At 65.6% G+C, this 17,678-nt stretch carries 18 protein-coding genes; 10 read left to right on the top strand and 8 right to left on the bottom strand.

The genetic code is table 11. The features are described from left to right. The 7 genes from VFH65_RS13745 to VFH65_RS13715 all read left to right on the top strand — a co-directional run. Positions 1 to 2,749: DNA glycosylase AlkZ-like family protein (locus tag VFH65_RS13745; RefSeq protein WP_353322241.1), on the top strand; the 2,749-nt coding region annotated here is incomplete at its 5' end. A gap of 46 nt (positions 2,750 to 2,795) precedes the next feature. Next, positions 2,796 to 3,557, top strand: coding sequence for an endonuclease VIII Nei2 (gene nei2, locus VFH65_RS13740; protein ID WP_353322240.1), 762 nt, complete (start codon positions 2,796 to 2,798; stop codon positions 3,555 to 3,557). A 161-nt stretch (positions 3,558 to 3,718) separates the two neighbouring features. After that, on the top strand, positions 3,719 to 4,123 hold the full coding sequence (locus tag VFH65_RS13735) for a nuclear transport factor 2 family protein (RefSeq protein WP_353322239.1): 405 nt from the start codon (positions 3,719 to 3,721) through the stop codon (positions 4,121 to 4,123). A gap of 145 nt (positions 4,124 to 4,268) precedes the next feature. After that, complete coding sequence (locus tag VFH65_RS13730) at positions 4,269 to 4,898, top strand: TetR/AcrR family transcriptional regulator (protein WP_353322238.1); 630 nt, start codon at positions 4,269 to 4,271, stop codon at positions 4,896 to 4,898. Then, positions 4,895 to 6,145 (top strand): glycosyltransferase, encoded by a 1,251-nt coding sequence (locus VFH65_RS13725; protein ID WP_353322237.1) that lies wholly within the window; start codon positions 4,895 to 4,897, stop codon positions 6,143 to 6,145. Before VFH65_RS13730 ends, VFH65_RS13725 begins: the two co-directional genes overlap by 4 nt. 28 nt (positions 6,146 to 6,173) lie before the next feature. After that, positions 6,174 to 6,404 (top strand): F0F1 ATP synthase subunit C, encoded by a 231-nt coding sequence (locus VFH65_RS13720; RefSeq protein ID WP_414688410.1) that lies wholly within the window; start codon positions 6,174 to 6,176, stop codon positions 6,402 to 6,404. A gap of 63 nt (positions 6,405 to 6,467) precedes the next feature. Beyond that, on the top strand, positions 6,468 to 7,436 hold the full coding sequence (locus tag VFH65_RS13715) for an alpha/beta hydrolase (RefSeq protein ID WP_353322235.1): 969 nt from the start codon (positions 6,468 to 6,470) through the stop codon (positions 7,434 to 7,436). Between the two features lie 344 nt (positions 7,437 to 7,780). On the opposite strand, the gene VFH65_RS13710 is transcribed toward VFH65_RS13715, so the two are convergent. The 5 genes from VFH65_RS13710 to VFH65_RS13690 all read right to left on the bottom strand — a co-directional run bounded on the left by VFH65_RS13710 (position 7,781) and on the right by VFH65_RS13690 (position 11,916). Beyond that, positions 7,781 to 8,557: an alpha/beta fold hydrolase gene (locus VFH65_RS13710; RefSeq protein ID WP_353322234.1), complete on the bottom strand. Its 777-nt coding sequence runs from the start codon at positions 8,555 to 8,557 to the stop codon at positions 7,781 to 7,783. A 180-nt stretch (positions 8,558 to 8,737) separates the two neighbouring features. Beyond that, positions 8,738 to 9,187, bottom strand: a complete 450-nt coding sequence (locus tag VFH65_RS13705) for a VOC family protein (RefSeq protein WP_353322233.1) — start codon at positions 9,185 to 9,187, stop codon at positions 8,738 to 8,740. A gap of 2 nt (positions 9,188 to 9,189) precedes the next feature. Further along, complete coding sequence (locus tag VFH65_RS13700; protein WP_353322232.1) at positions 9,190 to 9,597, bottom strand: hypothetical protein; 408 nt, start codon at positions 9,595 to 9,597, stop codon at positions 9,190 to 9,192. 131 nt (positions 9,598 to 9,728) lie between these two features. After that, entirely contained in the window at positions 9,729 to 10,826 is a 1,098-nt protein-coding gene (locus VFH65_RS13695) for a fatty acid desaturase family protein (RefSeq protein WP_353322231.1), read from the bottom strand. A gap of 28 nt (positions 10,827 to 10,854) precedes the next feature. Beyond that, a complete protein-coding gene (locus tag VFH65_RS13690; protein WP_353322230.1) occupies positions 10,855 to 11,916 on the bottom strand; it encodes a ferredoxin reductase in 1,062 nt (353 codons plus the stop codon). A gap of 69 nt (positions 11,917 to 11,985) precedes the next feature. Here VFH65_RS13690 and VFH65_RS13685 point away from each other — a divergent pair, with 69 nt between their 5' ends. Together VFH65_RS13685 and VFH65_RS13680 are read left to right on the top strand one after the other, a co-directional pair. Continuing rightward, positions 11,986 to 12,669 (top strand): TetR family transcriptional regulator, encoded by a 684-nt coding sequence (locus VFH65_RS13685; protein ID WP_353322229.1) that lies wholly within the window; start codon positions 11,986 to 11,988, stop codon positions 12,667 to 12,669. Positions 12,670 to 12,689: 20 nt separating this feature from the next. Then, complete coding sequence (locus VFH65_RS13680) at positions 12,690 to 13,472, top strand: enoyl-CoA hydratase/isomerase family protein (RefSeq protein ID WP_353322228.1); 783 nt, start codon at positions 12,690 to 12,692, stop codon at positions 13,470 to 13,472. Here the strand turns inward: VFH65_RS13680 and VFH65_RS13675 are convergent. Genes VFH65_RS13675 through VFH65_RS13665 form a run of 3 tightly spaced genes read right to left on the bottom strand, consistent with a single transcriptional unit; the run spans position 13,441 to position 15,421 of the window. Then, positions 13,441 to 14,178 carry an SDR family NAD(P)-dependent oxidoreductase gene (locus tag VFH65_RS13675; protein ID WP_414688409.1) on the bottom strand — a complete coding sequence of 246 codons (738 nt, stop codon included), beginning with the start codon at positions 14,176 to 14,178 and terminating at the stop codon, positions 13,441 to 13,443. The genes VFH65_RS13680 and VFH65_RS13675 overlap by 32 nt on opposite strands. Before the next feature lie 57 nt (positions 14,179 to 14,235). Beyond that, complete coding sequence (locus tag VFH65_RS13670; RefSeq protein WP_353322226.1) at positions 14,236 to 14,535, bottom strand: RNA-binding protein; 300 nt, start codon at positions 14,533 to 14,535, stop codon at positions 14,236 to 14,238. Between the two features lie 43 nt (positions 14,536 to 14,578). Beyond that, positions 14,579 to 15,421 (bottom strand): MOSC domain-containing protein, encoded by an 843-nt coding sequence (locus tag VFH65_RS13665; protein WP_353322225.1) that lies wholly within the window; start codon positions 15,419 to 15,421, stop codon positions 14,579 to 14,581. Between the two features lie 582 nt (positions 15,422 to 16,003). Between VFH65_RS13665 and VFH65_RS13660 the strand changes: the two genes are divergently transcribed. After that, a partial coding sequence (locus VFH65_RS13660) for a glycoside hydrolase family 2 protein (RefSeq protein ID WP_353322224.1) occupies positions 16,004 to 17,678 on the top strand: 1,675 nt, incomplete at its 3' end.

The raw sequence follows: 17,678 nt of genomic DNA, 5'->3' as shown, positions 1-17,678 counted from the left end.
CGCCCCTGGACAACCGGCGCGGCTGCCGTTCTGGCGGGGCGACGGCGTCGGCCGGCCCGCCGAGCTCGGTGCCGCAGTGGGGGCGTTCACCGGCGAACTCGCACGGCTCGGCAAGGATGAGTTCTTGGACCGTTGCCTGGCAATGGGTTTCGACGACTTCGCATCCAACAATCTGTGGCAGCTCATCGACGACCAGCGCCAGGCGACCGGCACGGTGCCGACCGATTCGACGTTCGTCGTGGAGCGGTTCCGCGACGAGCTCGGAGACTGGCGGGTGATCCTGCACTCGCCGTACGGGCTTCGGGTGCACGGACCGCTGGCGCTGGCGGTGTCGCGGCGGCTGCGCGAGCGCTACGGCATCGACGAGAAGCCGACCGCCTCCGACGACGGCATCATCGTGCGGCTGCCCGATACCGAAGACACCGCGCCCGGTGCTGACCTGTTCGTGTTCGACGCCGACGAGATCGAGCCCATCGTCACCGCCGAGGTCGGCGGCTCGGCGCTGTTCGCCTCGCGGTTCCGCGAATGTGCCGCTCGCGCACTGCTTTTGCCGCGCCGCCATCCGGGTAAGCGTTCACCGCTGTGGCATCAGCGCCAGCGTGCCGCACAACTGCTCGACGTCGCCCGCAAGTATCCGGACTTCCCCATCGTGCTGGAGGCGGTGCGCGAATGCCTGCAGGACGTCTACGACGTGCCCGCGCTGACCGAAGTGATGCATCGCGTCGCGCAGCGCCGGTTGCGGATTATCGAGGTCGAGACCACCACGCCGTCGCCGTTCGCGGCGTCGCTGCTGTTCGGCTACGTCGGCGCATTCATGTACGAGGGCGACAGCCCGCTGGCCGAGCGGCGCGCCGCGGCGCTGTCGCTGGACAGCGTGCTGCTCGCGGAGCTGCTGGGCCGGGTCGAACTGCGCGAGTTGCTCGACCCGCAGGTCATCGCGGCCACCATGCAGCAACTGCAGCATCTCAATGACGACAGGTTGGCCAGGGACGCCGAGGGCGTCGCCGACCTGCTGCGAGTTCTGGGCCCGTTGACCGAACGCGAGATCGCCGACCGGTGCACCGCCGACGACGTCGCCGGCTGGCTCGACGGGCTTCGCGCCGCTAAACGCGCGCTGACGGTGTCCTTTGCCGACCAGACCTGGTGGGTGGCCGTTGAAGACATGGGCCTGCTGCGCGACGGCGTCGGTGTGGCCGTACCCGTCGGCGTGCCTGCGGCCTTCACCGAATCGGTCGCCGATCCGCTGGGCGAACTGCTCGGCCGGTACGCCCGCACCCATGGCCCGTTCACCACTCACGACGCGGCTGCGCGCTTCGGCCTTGGGCTACGGGTCACCGCCGATGTGCTCGGCCGGCTGGCCATCGATGGCCGGCTGATCCGCGGTGAGTTCACGAGCGAGGTAGAAGGCGATCAGTGGTGCGATGCCGACGTGCTGAAGATCCTTCGGCGCCGATCGCTTGCCGCGCTGCGGGCTCAGGTAGAGCCGGTCAGCACCGCCGCGTACGGCCGCTTCCTTCCGGCTTGGCAACAGGTGGGTTCCCACAATTCGGGGATCGACGGCCTGGCAGCCGTGATCGATCAGCTTGCAGGAGTACCGATCCCGGCGTCGGCGGTAGAGCCGCTGGTGTTCGGTCAGCGTGTCCGTGATTACCAGCCCGCGATGCTCGACGAGCTGCTCGCATCTGGAGAGGTCACCTGGTCGGGCGCCGGTCAGATCGGCAGCGGTGATGGCTGGATTGCGTTCCACACGGCTGATTCGGCACCGCTGACACTGGCCGCCCCTGCTGAAATCGACTTCACCGACACCCACCGCGCGATCATGGAAACCCTTGGTGGCGGCGGGGGGTACTTTTTCCGCCAACTCGCTGACGGCGACGCCGATCAGTTCAAACAGGCGCTGTGGGAACTGATTTGGGCGGGCTGGATCACCGGCGATACGTTTGCGCCGGTGCGCTCGATGCTGTCTGGCACTCGCCGCGCGACGGGACGGCGCGGCGCCCCTGCGCATCGGCAGCGTCAACGGCCGCCACGCCTGAGCCGCTACAGCGTGGCGCACGCGCAGGTGCGCAGTTCCGATCCGACGGTGGCCGGCAGGTGGTCGGCGCTGCCCGTCGCCAAACCCGAGTCCACTGTGCGGGCGCACTATTCGGCCGAGATTCTGCTCAACCGCTATGGCGTGCTCACCAAGGGTGCGGTCGCGGCCGAAGGCGTGCCTGGTGGCTTCGCGATGCTCTACAAGGTGCTGACCGCGTTCGAGGACGCGTGGCGATGCCAGCGCGGCTACTTCGTCGAGTCGCTGGGTGGCGCTCAGTTCGCGGCGGCATCGACGGTTGACCGGCTGCGGTCCTACCTCGACTCCGTGGACCCGCAACGCCGCGCGTACCACGCCGTCGTGCTGGCGGCGGCCGATCCTGCCAACCCGTACGGCGCCGCCCTGCCGTGGCCCGGCCAAGGTCCAGGCCGCAAGGCAGGGGCGCTGGTCGCGATCGTCGACGGCGAGCTGGCGTGGTTCCTCGAGCGCGGTGGACGCACGCTGCTGAGCTTCACCGACGACGCCGAGGCGCATGTGGCTGCAGCCGCCGCGCTGGCCGATTTGGTCAGCGCCGGACGCGTGCAATCGTTGGTGGTCGAGAAGGTCAACGGGGTTACCGTGCTGGAGCCTGGCGCCGAAGGCGAGCGGGCGACCGTGCAGGACGCGCTGCTCGGCGCCGGGTTTGCCCGCACCCCGAGAGGCCTGCGGCTGCGCTAGAACCGGGGAACATCGGGATCTTTCGCTGAGACTGATTCAATGAGACATGCCCGAGGGTGACACCGTTTGGCACACCGCCGCGATCCTGCGTGAAGCGCTGGTCGGCAAGTCCCTCACCCGGTGCGACGTCCGTGTGCCGCGCTACGCGACCGTCGACTTGACCGGCCAGGTCGTCGACGAAGTCATCAGCCGAGGCAAGCACCTGTTCATCCGGATCGGACAGGCCAGCATTCATTCGCATTTGAAGATGGAGGGCGCCTGGAAGGTCAGCCCGGTCAGCAAGCCGAGTAGGGCGGGCTACCGGATCCGGATCATTCTGGAAGCAGGCGAAATTCAGGCCGCGGGAATCGACCTGGGTGTGCTCGAGGTGCTGGAGCGCGACCACGATATGGACGCCGTCGCTCATCTCGGACCCGACTTGCTCGGCGGCGATTGGGATCCGCGTGCAGCGGCGGACAACCTGACCGCCGATCCGGATCGACCGCTGGGCGAGGCGCTGCTCGATCAGCGGGTGATGGCCGGTGTCGGCAACGTGTACTGCAACGAGCTGTGCTTCGTCACCGGGCACCAGCCCACCGCTGCAGTCAACGATGTCAAGGATCCGCTGCGGATGGTGCAGCGCGCCCGGGACATGCTGTGGCTCAACCGGTCCCGCTGGAGTCGCGCCACGACGGGCGATACTCGCCGTGGCCGCGAGCTGTGGGTGTACGGCCGCGGCGGGCTACCGTGCCGTCGCTGCGGCACCGTCATCGAGTCCGACAGCAGCGGGGACCGCGTCACCTACTGGTGTCCCACCTGTCAATCGTGATGGGTTAGTTCTCAGGATCCTTGGACGTTCCATGCTGCACATGCAGAACCCGACCCGAGACTATCGTCCCCCGGGTTGTCGTGGCTGCTGCACACAAGGGCTGCAGCAGTTGGCAGTGCATGGCAGTGACACAGAGCCTCTTCACCTGAAGTGTGAAACCCATGAGCACACCACCAGCCTTTGTCACGAAGTTCGCCGACTTCTGGACCGACCCGACCCCGGCACGACTACCCGAACTCCTGCACACCAATGTGGTGCTTCGCCAGCCGCTGGCGCCTTCGGCGGTCGGGATTGAGCAGGCCCAGGTGCAATTTGAGCGTTTCTGCCGCTGCCTGCCCGGACTGCACGCCCGTGTCGACCACTGGAGCACCCACAACGATCTCGTCTTCATTGAGTTCACGTTGTGCGCGCGTCTCGGCCGCGAGACTCTTGCATGGCCGACCGTCAACCGCCTCATCCTCCGCGACGGCAAGGCCGCCGAGCGCGTGACCTACTTCGACCCGCTGGCGGTGCTGCCCACGTTGCTAAGGCACCCATCAGTGTGGCGGCGATGGTGGATTAACTGACTATGCGTCCCCTCGGTGCCGCTAGGGGAAGCCCCTTACTCGTCGACGCGCGGACAGAACCCACGTCGCACTGCGCTTCTTGATCAGCTGATCTGATTTTAGATCGCATCTTCAAATCGTCGATAGTGCGATCTATGGTCGGGGCATGCAGCCAACCCAGGCTCGACCGGAATCGTTCACCCGCTCCGCACGCAAAGCCCAGATCGTGGCCGCTGCTATCGAGGTAATCGCCGAGGTCGGCTTCGCGCAAGCATCGATCCGCAAGATCGCTGACCGGGTGGGTATCGCGATGAGCGCGGTGCTCTACCACTTCGGCACCAAGGACAACCTCGTCGACGCCATCGTCGAGCACATGTACCGAACGATGCTCACCCTGGTGGCCCCCGCGGTAGAGGCCGAAAACACAGCCACCGGCCAACTGGAAGCCTATATCCGTTCCAGCATCAGCTATTTCGGAAAACACCGTGTCGCGCTGCTGGCGCTGGCCTCACTCGGCACGAGCTACGTCCCCGGTGACGGTCGGCGTTTCGAAGAACTCGGACTCAGAACGGACATCGCCGAGCAGTTCGCGGTGCTCGATCCCACCGCGATCCTGGCCGCCGGCCAACGCGACGGGGAGTTCGGGGATTTCCCGGTGCAGTCCACCGCGATCGCGCTGCGTGGTGCCGTCAACGGTGTCGTCGAGAGGGTGCTGCGCGAACCCGGCTATGACGCGCAAAGTTACGCCGAGGACCTGATCGAGGTCTTCGGTCGTATCGTGCGGGGGCCGCGATGAGCGTCGTGGCGATCGCAGCAGTCGGCAGCCGCGGCGACGTCGCCCCGCTGGCCGGTGTCGGCGCGGCGCTCCAGCAGGCTGGGCACCGGGTCGTCATCGCCGCCTACACACCATTCGCTGATCTGATCGCCGGGTGCGGGAGCGAGTTTCGGGAACTGCCCGCTGATTTCACGCCGGGCGCCGACCACGCCGACGCCACCTCCAAAGAAACGTTCGCCGAGATCTTCACTCCCCGCGGACAACGTGACACCGGGCAGCTCATCCTCAATGCGCTCAGCGATGTTGCCGCCGACATCCTGCTTCTGCCTCCGCTGGCCGAGCTGGCCGGCCACCCCCTGGCAGAGGCGCACGGCATCCCTTCGGTGGGGGTCCGGCTACAGCCCCTATCGCACACAGCCGACTATCCGCCCAGCCTGCTGGGCGCGTGGTCAGTCGGTGGGTCCGGCAACCGGATGGTCGCCGGTGCCGCCGCGTGGACCATCGATCACCTCTACGGCGGGGTCGTGGATCACTTCCGGCGCAACCTCGGACTTCCGCGTGCCTCGGCGCGTACCCTTCGCCGCCGACGCACCGACACAGATTGGCCGATCCTGCACGGCTACTCACCCCACGTGCTGCCCCGCCCCACAGACTGGCGACCCGGCCTGCAGGTCACCGGGTATTGGTGGCCACCCACCCCATACGGATGGCAGCCGCCACAGCAGCTCACCGACTTCCTCGCCGCGGGCCCGGCACCGGTGTTCATCGGGTTGGGCAGCACCGTGGTCACCGCGGCACGCGCCCAGCAACTCGCTGAAATCATCTCCGCCGCTCTGCGGCAGGGAGGCGTACGAGGCATAGTCCAGGCCGGCTGGGCCGGACTCGACGTCACCGGCGAGGACATCCTCACCATCGGCGAAGCGCCGCACGAGTGGCTGTTCCCGCAGATGACCGCCATCGCACATCACTGCGGCGCCGGAACCACTGCCGCCGCCCTGCGGGCAGGCATCCCCAGCATCGCCCTGCCCGGGCCCGTCGGAGATCAACCCTTCTGGGCGCAGCGCCTGCACACGCTTGGCGCCGCCACCACACCGCTGCCGCAGCGCTCACTGACCGCAGAGCGCCTCACCGACACGATCCGAAGCACGCTCGACACCGCCAACCTCCGCCAGACCACACAACGTCTCGCGGACCGCATCGCAGGCGAGGACGGCACTACCGCAGCTGTCACCGCCGTCGAACAACTCCTGTACTCATCCCATCGTTGAGAGGAACACCATGGTCGCCGAGGAACTCATGGGCAATGCGTTGCTGGCCGGCGCGATCGTCCTGGCCGGCGGAGCCATCGGAGCCGGTGTCGGTGACGGTATGGCCGGTGCTCAACTCATCGCCGGTGTCGCTCGCCAACCCGAAGCACTCTCCCGCCTCTACACACCGTTCTTCATCACCGTCAGCCTCGTGGAAGCCACGTTCTTCATCAACGTCGCCTTCATGGCCCTGTTCGTATTCGCCACACCCGGGCTCTGACCGACACCACACCCCGACCGTCGAAACACCAACACACAGAGGGCTTTCCGGAAAGCACACGGCATGACAGAGCAACGCCTACCGCGCCACGGCAGTGGCATACCGGCTTCGAAGGTTGTGCCCAATCATTGGCTGCTGCAGATCGTCGAGAAAGCGGGCACCGCGGCGGTCAACCGGCTACCGCTTCGGCTGCGCCCCCCTCTGCTGCGCGCGACCCGCCAAGCCCACCCGTCCCGCAAGGTCGCCTCCGGCATCCCCGTAACGGAGCAGACCATCGACGGAGTTCGCATCACCTGGCTCGCCCAACAGCGCGGCTGCGACGCACTCGTCTACCTGCACGGCGGGGCGTTCCTGGCCGGTCCGGTCGCCCTGCACTGGAAGCTGCTCGCCAAGATCCACCATCAGACGGGTTTGGCTGCAGGGATGCTGCTTTACCGCAGACCACCCCAAAACCCACACCCCGCAGCCCTCAACGACACGCTCACCGCCATCCGCGCCCTATACGCCAACGGCCAACTCACCGAAGGGCATTGGGTCCTCGCCGGCGACAGCGCCGGCGGCACCATCGCACTGTCGGCCACACAGCATCTACGCGACAGCGGCGGTCCCCTACCCGCCGGACTCATGCTGACCGCGCCCATGGTCGACATGGAACTAGCCCACCCCGACACGGTCGCGGCCACCGAAGCCGCCGGTCTTACACGCGACGACAAGTTCTGGTGGGCCTTCAAGCTCTACGCCGACGGGTTGCCATTCAACGACCCGACCCTCTCACCGATCAACGCCTCGGTCGCCGGACTGCCACCGGTCCACCTCAACGTCGGCACCAAAGACTTTTTCGTCCACGACATCCGCAGATTCCACGCAATCCTGCAAGCCAACAACGTTCCGGTCACCTACATCGAGCAAGAACGCGCCGAACACGTCTACGCCCTGCGCACGCACACCCCGCAAGCCCAATGGACTGTCAACGACCAAATCCACTGGCTACAAGGCATCCTGAATCCACTCGCCAAGCCTCCTACGCACTAGCGAGGCCGGATGCCCAACCGTCACATCAACGCTCGCCGCGACGACGACCTCTTGCGAAACAGGGGCAACCGCAAGGCGCGCATTGCGGCATACCTTATAACTCCGGCAACCATCGGCGGGAGGAGGACAGCAATACGGCTCCTCTCCGTAGCACGGTCGCTAAGACAGACGGCCACCGCGGTCGGGCCTGTCCGGTAACGGTGTAAGCAGCGTCTTCTGTTAGGTGGTTTCGCTTCCCGGCATGCGGTCGGCGAAGGTGATCGCGAAAGCAGGGCATCGATAAGCACAGCGGCGTCCCCAACTGGGACGTGGAACGCCGCCAAATTGCGGACACTCAGCGCCTGCTATTCCGCATTGTGCTCTTGGGCGAAGTCGCGGATGCAGGCACCAACGTCATCGACGGCCTCACACGGCAACATATGTGTCGCGTCCGGCCACAGGCGATGACGCCACGACGGCACAACGCTACGCAGCCGGGCGATTCCCTTCGCAGAGTTATGAATAGTGTTTCCCGCCAACAGAACCTGCACAGGCACATCGACCGACCGCAGCAGGGAATCGGGGACATAACGCGGAAACGGCGTACCGAAAGACGCGAACGCCGAACTGGAGGCCATCACCAGCTGCATGACGCTATCGAGGAGGCTGCCCGGCGCTGGGTGGCCGAGAATCTCGGCCACGGCGCGCTTCTTGCGCTGAGCGCCGGGAAGTAGCAGCAGGGCTGCGCTGCGCCAGAACCCCGTAGACAATCGAGCCACGGCGTTGATCGGCTCGATAAGCGTCACCGACGCGAGCCGATCCGGCACCCGCGCCGCGGTCTGCGTAGCCGTCCAGCCCCCGTAGGAATGCCCGGCAAGATGCACGCGATCCAACCTCAGACTGTCGAGGACCTCGTTAATGCATTGAGCACAGTGAGCCGCAGTCACCATCGACTTGCTCTGCACACTGGCACCGGGCTGGCCGAGCATATCGACGGTATAGACCGTGAAGTCGCCTGCCAGGGCCGGTATGTGCTCCGCCCACATCGCCGACGTCGCCCAAAAGCAATGCAACAACACCAGCGGAACCCCACCATCAGGCCCGTGTTGATAAACGCGCACGACACCGAACTCAGTCGCCACATCGTGGACAGCATCCGGTACTGGGCTCAGTGACCGCACACGGTCATAGACCGACAAGTAGCGCTGCCGTGACTCCGCGCTACGAAAACCCGACTTATCGGACATCCCGTGCCTCACCCCGCCCCAAAGAATCCCCATTCGACGCCCGCCTCGCGACACCAAACCGGGGAAGCGTCAGCACTATTCTCGAATAGACCTATCGTCACCTGCATCCGCTCCAGCGAGAGCCGCTCGGCGAAGATCGCGCCACTCGCCATCAGCCTTCTTTATCGCGCGAGGCTCGTACTGCACGATGCAGAATTCGTTGCCCTCGGGGTCATGCAGAACAACGACAGTGCCTTCGGGATATTCATGACGCTCGCCGGTGTCACGACCGCCGAGATCGTGGACCCGCGCAACGGCAGAGTCGATGTCGTCGACCGTGATATCCAAGTGCGTCCGGGCTTTTCCGCGCTTCGGCTCTGGGACCGGTTGGAAGTTGATCCGTGGCTCGTGATCGTGCCGCGCAGCCAATTGCATCCAGCCCGGTAGGCCAGGCTCGGGCTCACGATCGAGCAACGCTCCCCAGAAAGCGGCAAGCCTGACAGGATCCACACAATCGACTGTTAGACCACTCCATTGAGTCCGCATACTTAGTTCCGGCTATCTCGAACGCAAGCGTCGCGCACGGCCGATTGTTGTCGACCGTTGAGTGCGGCAAGGCCCAGGCCGGCGAACAGCGCCGCACCGCCTCCGGCGACGATGGCGCCTGTGGACGAGAGGGTGCGAGCGCGAACGCCGCGTATGGCGGCGATGACGTCCAGGACGTCAGTGAGCAGACCCAGCTGTAATGCACGGGTCTGCAGCTGCGGTGACGCGGCGTCGGTAACCGCTACGGCCAGCGTCAGCTCGCGCGACCCGAAGAGTTGCGTGGTGAATGGCTGCTCACGTCCGGAACTAAGTCCGATGAGCCGGCCGGTCGTGTTCGGAGCCAACCACGCGGCGATGCCGGTAGTGAACCGGAGAGCGGCAAAAATACGAATGAGCGCGCTGCGTTGCATGTCACCACTCTTCAAGACGACCGGCGGCCATTCAAGGGCTCGATCCCTTTATGCGTTTACTCGTTGCGCTCGATTGGGAACCGTTAAGAGGAACAGCGCACGTACCGAATACGACCACTCCGCCGGCATCGTCATGGCAACGCGAGCTTAAAGATCTTGCGCACCACGGTGCCGAATTGGCGTGTCAGCGACCCGGTGTTGTACGGGACGCCATAGCGCTTGCAGATCTCCCGCACCTCTTGAGCGATCTCCGCGTGCCTGAACGCCGGGATATCGGGAAACAGGTGGTGCTCGATCTGGAACGACAGGTTGCCGCTCAGCAGGTGAAAGAGCTTGCCGCCGGTGAGGTTTGCCGATCCCAGGACCTGACGGAAGTACCACTGCCCGCGAGTCTCGGCCTTGGTCTCCTCGATGGAGAACTCCTGGACATCCTCTGGGAAGTGTCCGCAGAAGATGATCATGTAGGACCACACGTTGCGGATCAGGTTGGCTGTCAGGTTGCCGGTGAACACCCACGGCGCGAACGGCCCGGCCAGCAGCGGGAACGCGACGTAGTCCTTGAGCGTCTGCCGCTTGGTCTTGCGCCAAATGCCCTCGAGGATTTCGCGTTTGTCCGCCAGGCTGATCTCGCCGGCGCGAATCCGCTCGGTCTCCATTTCGTGCAGCGCGACACCGTATTGGAACAGCACCATCAGCAGGAAGGCGTAGACGGGATTTCCCAGGAAGTAGGGCCGCCACTTCTGATCCTCGCTCATCCGCAGGATGCCGTAGCCGACGTCGCGGTCGAGGCCGACGATGTTGGTGTACGTGTGATGCATGTAGTTGTGCGAGTGCCGCCACTGGTCACTGGGGCACGCGGTGTCCCATTCGAATCCGCGGCTGGAGATGGCCGGGTCGCCCATCCAGTCGTACTGGCCATGCATGACGTTGTGGCCGATCTCCATATTGTCGATGATCTTCGACAGGCCGAGCATCGCGGTGCCCGCCAACCAGAACGGCGGGAAGATGCCGCCGAACAGCAGGGCCCTGCCGCCGACCTCGAGGGTGCGCTGCGCTTTGATGACTCGCCGGATATAGGTGGCGTCGCGCTCACCGAGGTCGGCGATGACGCGTTCCTTCAGCGCATCGAGCTCACGGCCGAACTCCTCAGCCTGCTCGGGCGTCAGCGTGACAGTCTTTCCGCCAACGGTTTTCTCGATGGTCCGCTGCTGCATTGTGGTGACAGTCATTACTTGTCCTCTCTGGTGGTTTTCGATTTCACAGCACGAGGTCGACGTCGCCGACGGGAACGGACACGCAGATCTGCACGTCCTCCTCTTCAGCGCTCGATACCGAGCCGGTGATGAGATTGCGCACCACGCCGCGGGTTTTGCGGCGGGTGCAGCTGTGGCAGATGCCCATCCGGCATCCACTTTCGGGATTCAGTCCGGCCGCCTCCGCCTGCTCGAGCAACGGCCGACCGTCATCCGTGGCGCTGACGCCACTGTCGGCGAAAGACACCGTGCCGCCGGTCGATTCGGCCGTGAACACCGGCGGAACGAAGCTCTCGGAGCTCACGTTGTCGCAGTGCGCCCGTACCGCCTCGACGAGCGCGGGCGGACCGCAGACGTACACGGCGTCCGGCGACGGCATCGCGGCGGCGAGATGGTCCACATCGAAGTAGCCGTCCAACTCACCGGCCTCCGTTGACCGGGTGTAGCCGTGCAACACGTTGACGCCAGGCATCGCAGCCAGTTCGTCGCGATAGCACGCCTCTTGCGGGGTGCGCGCGTAGTGGATGAACGCGATCTCGCGATCGGACCCTTCCGCACGCATGGTGCGCAGCATCGACATCACCGGGGTGATACCGCTGCCGCCGGAGACAAACAGGATCCGGCGCGGCCGGACCGCGGGGAGGGTGAAGTCCCCGCCGACGGAGTCGAGCCCGACGATCATGCCGGGCCGAGCGCGCTCGCAGAGATAGGTGGACACCAGGCCGCCGTCGTGGCGGCCGATGGTCAGCTCGATGCATGGGGAGCCCTCGGCACTGGCCGGGGAGTAAGGACGCGTGCGCCGACGGCCGTTGATCTCGACGGTGAGGTTGATGTGCTGCCCGGCGCGAAACCCTGTGAAGGCTCGATTGGGCTCCAGTATGAGCGTGACGCTGCGCGGGGTTTGCCGCCGAACCGCGATCACCTTCGCCCTGGCATCACCCGAGGTCCAGGTCGGTTCGACGAGTTCGGTGTACCGGTCCACGCCATGCGGCCCGGTGAGTAGGTCTACCAGCGGCGAGGCGAGCACCCTGTCTCGAAAGCCCCGCGTCAAAGTTTGAGTGAACATGTGTACACCGTGCGCTGTGGTAAACAGGTTCGTCAACAGATTTCAGCAGGTTGTGGTGGGTAACACATAGTGAACAGTCGTACGCCCAGCTCACACGCGGGCAGATCGGGCCGGTCCAGCAGGTCTCGGTCGCGGGACACTCTCTCCCGCGAAGAGCGCAAGGAGGCCACCCGGCGGGCCATCGTCGCCGCCGCGCTGCGACTGCTCGAGGAGCGCAGCTTTTCCGCGCTGAGCCTGCGCGAAGTGACCCGCGAGGCCGGCATCGTGCCCGCCGCGTTCTACCGCCACTTCGAGTCGATGGAGGCGCTCGGCCTGGTCCTCATCGACGAGTCGTTCCGCAGGCTGCGCGACATGTTGCGTGGTGCGCGGGCGGGCAAGCTCGATCCGAACCGCGTCATCGAATCCTCGGTCGACATCCTCATCGACGGCGTCAACGAAGATCGCGAACACTGGCGGTTCATCGGGCGCGAACGGTCCAGCGGGGTGACGGTGCTGCGCTACGCGATCCGCACCGAGATTCGCCTGATCACGTCCGAGTTGGCGATCGACCTGGCGCGTTTTCCCGGCCTCAACACATGGAGCAGTGAGGACCTGAACATCCTGGCCAGCCTGTTCGTCAACGCGATGATCGTGATCGCCGAGGCCATCGAGGACGCCAACGAGCCTGCGGCGATCGACGAGATCAAGCGCACCGCCATCAAGCAACTACGGATGATCGCCGTCGGTGTCGCCGGCTGGCGCAGCGCCGGCTAAGACGCGCTAGCGTGTGGCGAATGCCGCACCTCGAATTGGCCTACCCGCGTCCGGACATCGCCGTCCTGACGCTGAACAGGCCCGAGAAACTCAACGCACTGTCCTACGGGCTGGTTCAGGATCTGCACGCCGCGCTCGACGAAATCGGCGCCAACAACGAATGCCGAGTGGTGGTACTCACCGGGGCGGGCCGCGGGTTCTGCTCAGGTCTGGACCTTGGAGATCCCAGCCCACCGGAAGCCGGTGGCGGCACAGAATTTCCGCGGTCCGGCATGCGCTGGCAGGAACGCATCGCCGACCTCACAGCCCGCCTGCATCGGCTCCGGCAACCGGTGATCGCCGCGGTCAACGGCGCCGCCTACGGCGGTGGGTTCGGCATCGCAATGGCCTGCGACATCCGCATCGCCTCGGAGTCGGCGCGCTTCTGCACTCAGTTCATCAAGTTGGGCATCGGCGGCTGCGACATCGGCGTCAGCTACACGCTGCCGCGGATCATCGGCGCAGGCCCGGCGTTCGATTTGATCCTGACCGCGCGGGCGGTGGATGCCGAGGAGGCGCTGCGGCTGGGGATCGTGTCTCGGCTATCGCCCGACTCGGCGCTCGACGACGCCATGGAGATCGCCGAAACACTCTGCGGTTACGGCAAATTCGGCCTGGAATCGACCAAGCAGGTGATGTGGGCCAACCTCGACGCGCCGAGTCTGGAGACGGCGCTGCACCTGGAGAACCGCAGTCAGATATTGGCGGGCACCAGCGGGGTGATGGGCGACGCTAGCGAGGGGTTCCGCCACCGTCGGCAATGATGACCTGGCCGGTGATGTAGCTACCTGCGTCCGACGTCAATAGCAGTGCAGCGCCGACCATTTCGTCCGGTGTCGCCAACCGCTTCATCAGCGACGATTCCGTCATGTGGTCGATGGCTTCCTGCGGGTTGTTGCGCATCATGTCGGTGTCGACCGGTCCCGGTGCCAGCGCGTTGACCCGGATGCCGAACGGTATGAACTCGGCGGCCATCGACCGCGTATACGACATCAGCGCGGCCTTGCCGCCTGCGTATAGGGCCAGCCCAGGCGTGAAGATGAACGCGCCAGTCGACACCATGTTCAGAATCGCCGCGTGCCGGCTGGCCTTCAGGTGCGGCAGTGCGTACTGCACCAGGAACAGTGGGCCGCGAAGGTTCACCGAGTATGACTTGTCCCACGCCGCAGGGGTGATGTGCTCGATCGGCTGGGCGAGCGGATTGGCGGCGTTGTTCACCAGCACGTCGATGCCGCCGAACTCCTCGACCGTCCGTTGCACGAGCGCACCGAGATCGTCGATGTCGCCGAGGTGCGCAGGCACGCCGATGGCCTGTCCGCCGAGCCCACGCAGGTGCTCTGCGGCCTGCTCGCAGGCCTCAGGTTTGCGGCTGGCCACTACCACCTTCGCGCCGGCCAGCACGAAACCTTCGGCGAGCGTTAGGCCGATGCCTCTGGTTCCACCGGTCACGATCACGGTGCGGTCGGTCATATCGAAGAGACGAGCAAAGGCGTCGCGATTCACGCGGTCAGTAGACCACGCAGTGTTCTAGATGCAGCCGCTGACGCTGATGCGGCGGCCGACGTTGGCGCAGACGTCGACGTTCGGCAGCGGAGGCACGTAGACGGGTGGCGGCGGAGGGGGTGGCGGCGGCGGCGCGCCCGGCGGAGGGGGCGGCGGGGGTGGTGGGGCCAGGACGTCGTTGAGTTCGTAGAACGGATCGGCGCAGCCGCTGATGTCGACGTGCCTACCACCCACAGAGCCACAGACCGTGGCCTGCGCCGGAGGTACGGGAACCACCACCGCGCCGATGATCAGCGCCGCAGAACACACCCAAATCCGTCGCACGTCTGCCCCCTTCGTTCAGACACCATCGTGCGCCGAACCGCCGTCACGCACGTCCCTTTTGCGCGGCGACGGCGTCGACCGCAATTGCCAACACGCCGCGTCGTGGCTCAACCCGTTCAATGCGTACCGGATCGCCACGTCTGAGCACTCCAGGACGGACGACCTCGGCGTAGCAGCCGACGCTCGGGCGGTCGCCGAACACTGGGACTTCTCTGGTGTGCACCCGGGCCAACGTGCGCAGGATCTCCCGGTCCCTTGGCAGCTCACCCTGGGCAAGCGTGGTCATCACACACCGCGGTGTCGGCATGACCGCGTGCACGACAACCTGCGAGCCCAGGTGGATGTCGCAGCCCAGCCAATCGTCCGCACCACCGGTCAGGCCGGCATCGTCGATGAGCACGTTCGGACGAAACCTCCGCGGATCCCACTCGCCGCCGGGGTGTTCCTCCGCCAACCGGTCCAGGTCGCTGACCGCGAGAACATGCACCGGACCGAAATCCGCCAACGTCTGCGGCGCGGCCAACGCGAGGACCGGCTCCGCGTCCTTGTCGAGGTGGTTGACCAGGTGGACGTCGATGCCGAGCAGCGCGCTTGCCCGTCGCGACACCTCGGCGGAGTTGTCGGTGACCACAGTGCCGTCGGGAAACGTGACCTCCACCGGCGGCGTCGACTTGTCGGTTTCGGGCGGTGAAAGAAACCGCGCCCTGCACCCGACCAGCGCCCCGTGCCGCTTGCCGGAGACCAGCTGTCCACTCTCGGACTCGATCAGAGCGTAGGCGCGGTCCCCCACCACATTGCCCGAACCAACGATCAGCTCCGAAACGTCTTCGCCGCCCATGGATTTCACGGGATAGCGCCACAGCCGGCTCAGCGATGCTTCGGTCATCGGTGGTCCAATCTACGGGTACAGTCCGCGAGAAGGTGCGAAAACGCACGAGACCTCGTCGCACCCAGGTTTGCTCCCTAGGGAAATACTTCGCGGCTTGAACGCCAGGACCGGCGCCGACTCGGTCGCTGGCTACCACGTGCGCAGTTAGCGAACTGCATTGCGGTGGGTCGAACTCGGCGACCCCTTTGCTACGGGCAACCGACTGGCGCACTTCGTATTTCGGATAGCAACAGTGACCCGTTTTGCCGTCACATCCGATTTGCCGATGGCCAGGAGCACGCTCCCGATCCTCGCAGGCAAGAAAATGTAGAGAAACTGCCGATTCCACCTCGCCGACACCCCGGTAGGTTTGCTATACATAAGCGTCGTGCGCGGCCAGTCGGGGGACGTGCCACACGTCCTTCTCATTGGATTCCAACCTTGGGGGTAATCATCGCCGCTGGCACCACGCCGTCGTCTCGCAGTCAACGACCCCCGCGCTTTCGCGGCAATCGGCCTCACTTGTGGTTGGTAGGGTTGAATTTCCGCCGATCCAGACTGTTCGGAGCGGTGGGGCTGACACTGTTTTCGGTTGTTGCGATGGTCAATTCGCCTGCCTATGCGGCAGAGTCCTGGCAGCGGCAGACGCCGCCCTTGTCCACGCCGTGGACGCACCTGGTTGGCCCCAGCAACGCGCTGCCCGAATATCCCCGCCCGCAGATGACGCGTGAGCGCTGGCTGAACCTCAACGGCGTGTGGTCTTACACCGGCCGATCCGGTGAGGACGCTGTGGCGGCGCCCCCTGCGGCCAAGGATTACGACGAACAGATCCTGGTCCCGTATCCCACGGAGTCGGCACTGTCCGGTATCGGCCGCCACGACGACCAGATGTGGTACCGCAAGGTCTTCAAGGTGCCGGGTACCTGGCGCGGGCAGCGCGTGCTATTGCACTTCGGCGCGGTCGATCAAATCGCCACTGTGTGGGTGAACAACCAACAGGTGGCCCATCACGAAGGCGGCTACACCGGGTTCAGCGCCGACATCACCCGCGCACTGCGGTGGAAGGGTACGCAGGAGATCACGGTGCGCGTCGAGGACCGCAACGAGACCAACCCGTTCCCGGTCGGCAAGCAGCGCAACAACCCCGAAGGGCTCTTCTACACGGGCGCGTCGGGCATCTGGCAGACGGTGTGGATGGAGCCGGTGCGCGCCGCGCACATCGACAAGCTCGACATCACCCCGGACCTGACCGGTCTGACTGTTACCCCCAGGGTTACCGGCGCCAGCGACCAGCGCGCCGAGGTGATCGTGTCGATGCCGAGCGGCGCGGCGGTGGCGCGCTCATCCGGTGAACCGGGTGAGCCGGTGCGCGTCACCGTGCCCAATCCACGGCTGTGGACCCCAGATGACCCGTACCTGTACGACATCAAGGTCCGGCTTGTCGGCACGTCCGGGAAGCTGGTCGACGAGGTGTCCAGCTACGCCGGGTTGCGGACGATCGGCATCGTCAGGGATGCGAAAGGCCGGCCGCGAATCGCGTTGAACGACAAGGTCACTTTCCTGCACGGCCCGCTGGACCAGGGCTACTGGCCCGACGGGATTTACACGGCGCCCACCGACGACGCGCTGCGGTTCGACCTCGAACGCACGAAGGCACTCGGCATGAACTTCGTCCGCAAGCACGCCAAGGTGGAACCGGCGCGCTGGTACTACTGGGCGGACAAGCTTGGTCTGCTGGTGTGGCAGGACATGCCGTCGCTGGACGTCTCGCTCGACATACCCGTCGGACCGGCCCCTGATCCGGTTCCCGCTGCGAAGGCGAATTTCGAGAAAGAGCTGCTGGCGATGATCGACCAGCTGCGCAGCGTCACCTCGATCGTCGGCTGGGTTCCGTTCAACGAGGGCTGGGGCGAATACGACACGGCCAGGATCGCGAATCTGGTGAAAGCCCACGACCCGACCAGAATGGTCAACGCCAACAGCGGGGTGAACTGCTGCAAGTCGCGCGGTGACACCAGGGCAGGGGACGTCTACGACGATCACACCTACGTCGGTCCCGGCCGTCCGGTGCTGCACGACAACCCAGCGACCAAGCACGACGAACGGCTGATGCTCGGCGACCGTCCGGTGCCACTCGAACACCGGGTGGTGGTCGACGGTGAGTACGGCGGCCTTGGACTGGTGCTCAGCGGAAACAACTGGCCGGGAAAGCCGCAGGCCTACGAGATGACCGACACCAAGGCGCGGCTGACCGAGCGCTACGTCGAGGTCAGCC

The organism is Mycobacterium sp., assembly GCF_035697385.1.
GTDB lineage: Bacteria > Actinomycetota > Actinomycetes > Mycobacteriales > Mycobacteriaceae > Mycobacterium.
Note: the sequence above shows the minus strand (reverse complement) of the source record. Positions and strands in the feature narration are given on the sequence as shown.

Bases quoted from the DNA above. Each gene is read 5' to 3' on its own strand.
- VFH65_RS13730 (WP_353322238.1), top strand. From the start codon at position 4,269: ATGCAGCCAACCCAGGCTCGACCGGAATCGTTCACCCGCTCCGCACGC.
- VFH65_RS13675 (WP_414688409.1), bottom strand. From the start codon at position 14,178: ATGACCGACCGCACCGTGATCGTGACCGGTGGAACCAGAGGCATCGGC.
- VFH65_RS13725 (WP_353322237.1), top strand. From the start codon at position 4,895: ATGAGCGTCGTGGCGATCGCAGCAGTCGGCAGCCGCGGCGACGTCGCC.
- VFH65_RS13665 (WP_353322225.1), bottom strand. From the start codon at position 15,421: ATGACCGAAGCATCGCTGAGCCGGCTGTGGCGCTATCCCGTGAAATCC.
- nei2 (WP_353322240.1), top strand. From the start codon at position 2,796: ATGCCCGAGGGTGACACCGTTTGGCACACCGCCGCGATCCTGCGTGAA.
- VFH65_RS13690 (WP_353322230.1), bottom strand. From the start codon at position 11,916: ATGTTCACTCAAACTTTGACGCGGGGCTTTCGAGACAGGGTGCTCGCC.
- VFH65_RS13700 (WP_353322232.1), bottom strand. From the start codon at position 9,597: ATGCAACGCAGCGCGCTCATTCGTATTTTTGCCGCTCTCCGGTTCACT.
- VFH65_RS13715 (WP_353322235.1), top strand. From the start codon at position 6,468: ATGACAGAGCAACGCCTACCGCGCCACGGCAGTGGCATACCGGCTTCG.
- VFH65_RS13705 (WP_353322233.1), bottom strand. From the start codon at position 9,187: ATGCGGACTCAATGGAGTGGTCTAACAGTCGATTGTGTGGATCCTGTC.
- VFH65_RS13735 (WP_353322239.1), top strand. From the start codon at position 3,719: ATGAGCACACCACCAGCCTTTGTCACGAAGTTCGCCGACTTCTGGACC.
- VFH65_RS13695 (WP_353322231.1), bottom strand. From the start codon at position 10,826: ATGACTGTCACCACAATGCAGCAGCGGACCATCGAGAAAACCGTTGGC.
- VFH65_RS13720 (WP_414688410.1), top strand. From the start codon at position 6,174: ATGGGCAATGCGTTGCTGGCCGGCGCGATCGTCCTGGCCGGCGGAGCC.
- VFH65_RS13680 (WP_353322228.1), top strand. From the start codon at position 12,690: ATGCCGCACCTCGAATTGGCCTACCCGCGTCCGGACATCGCCGTCCTG.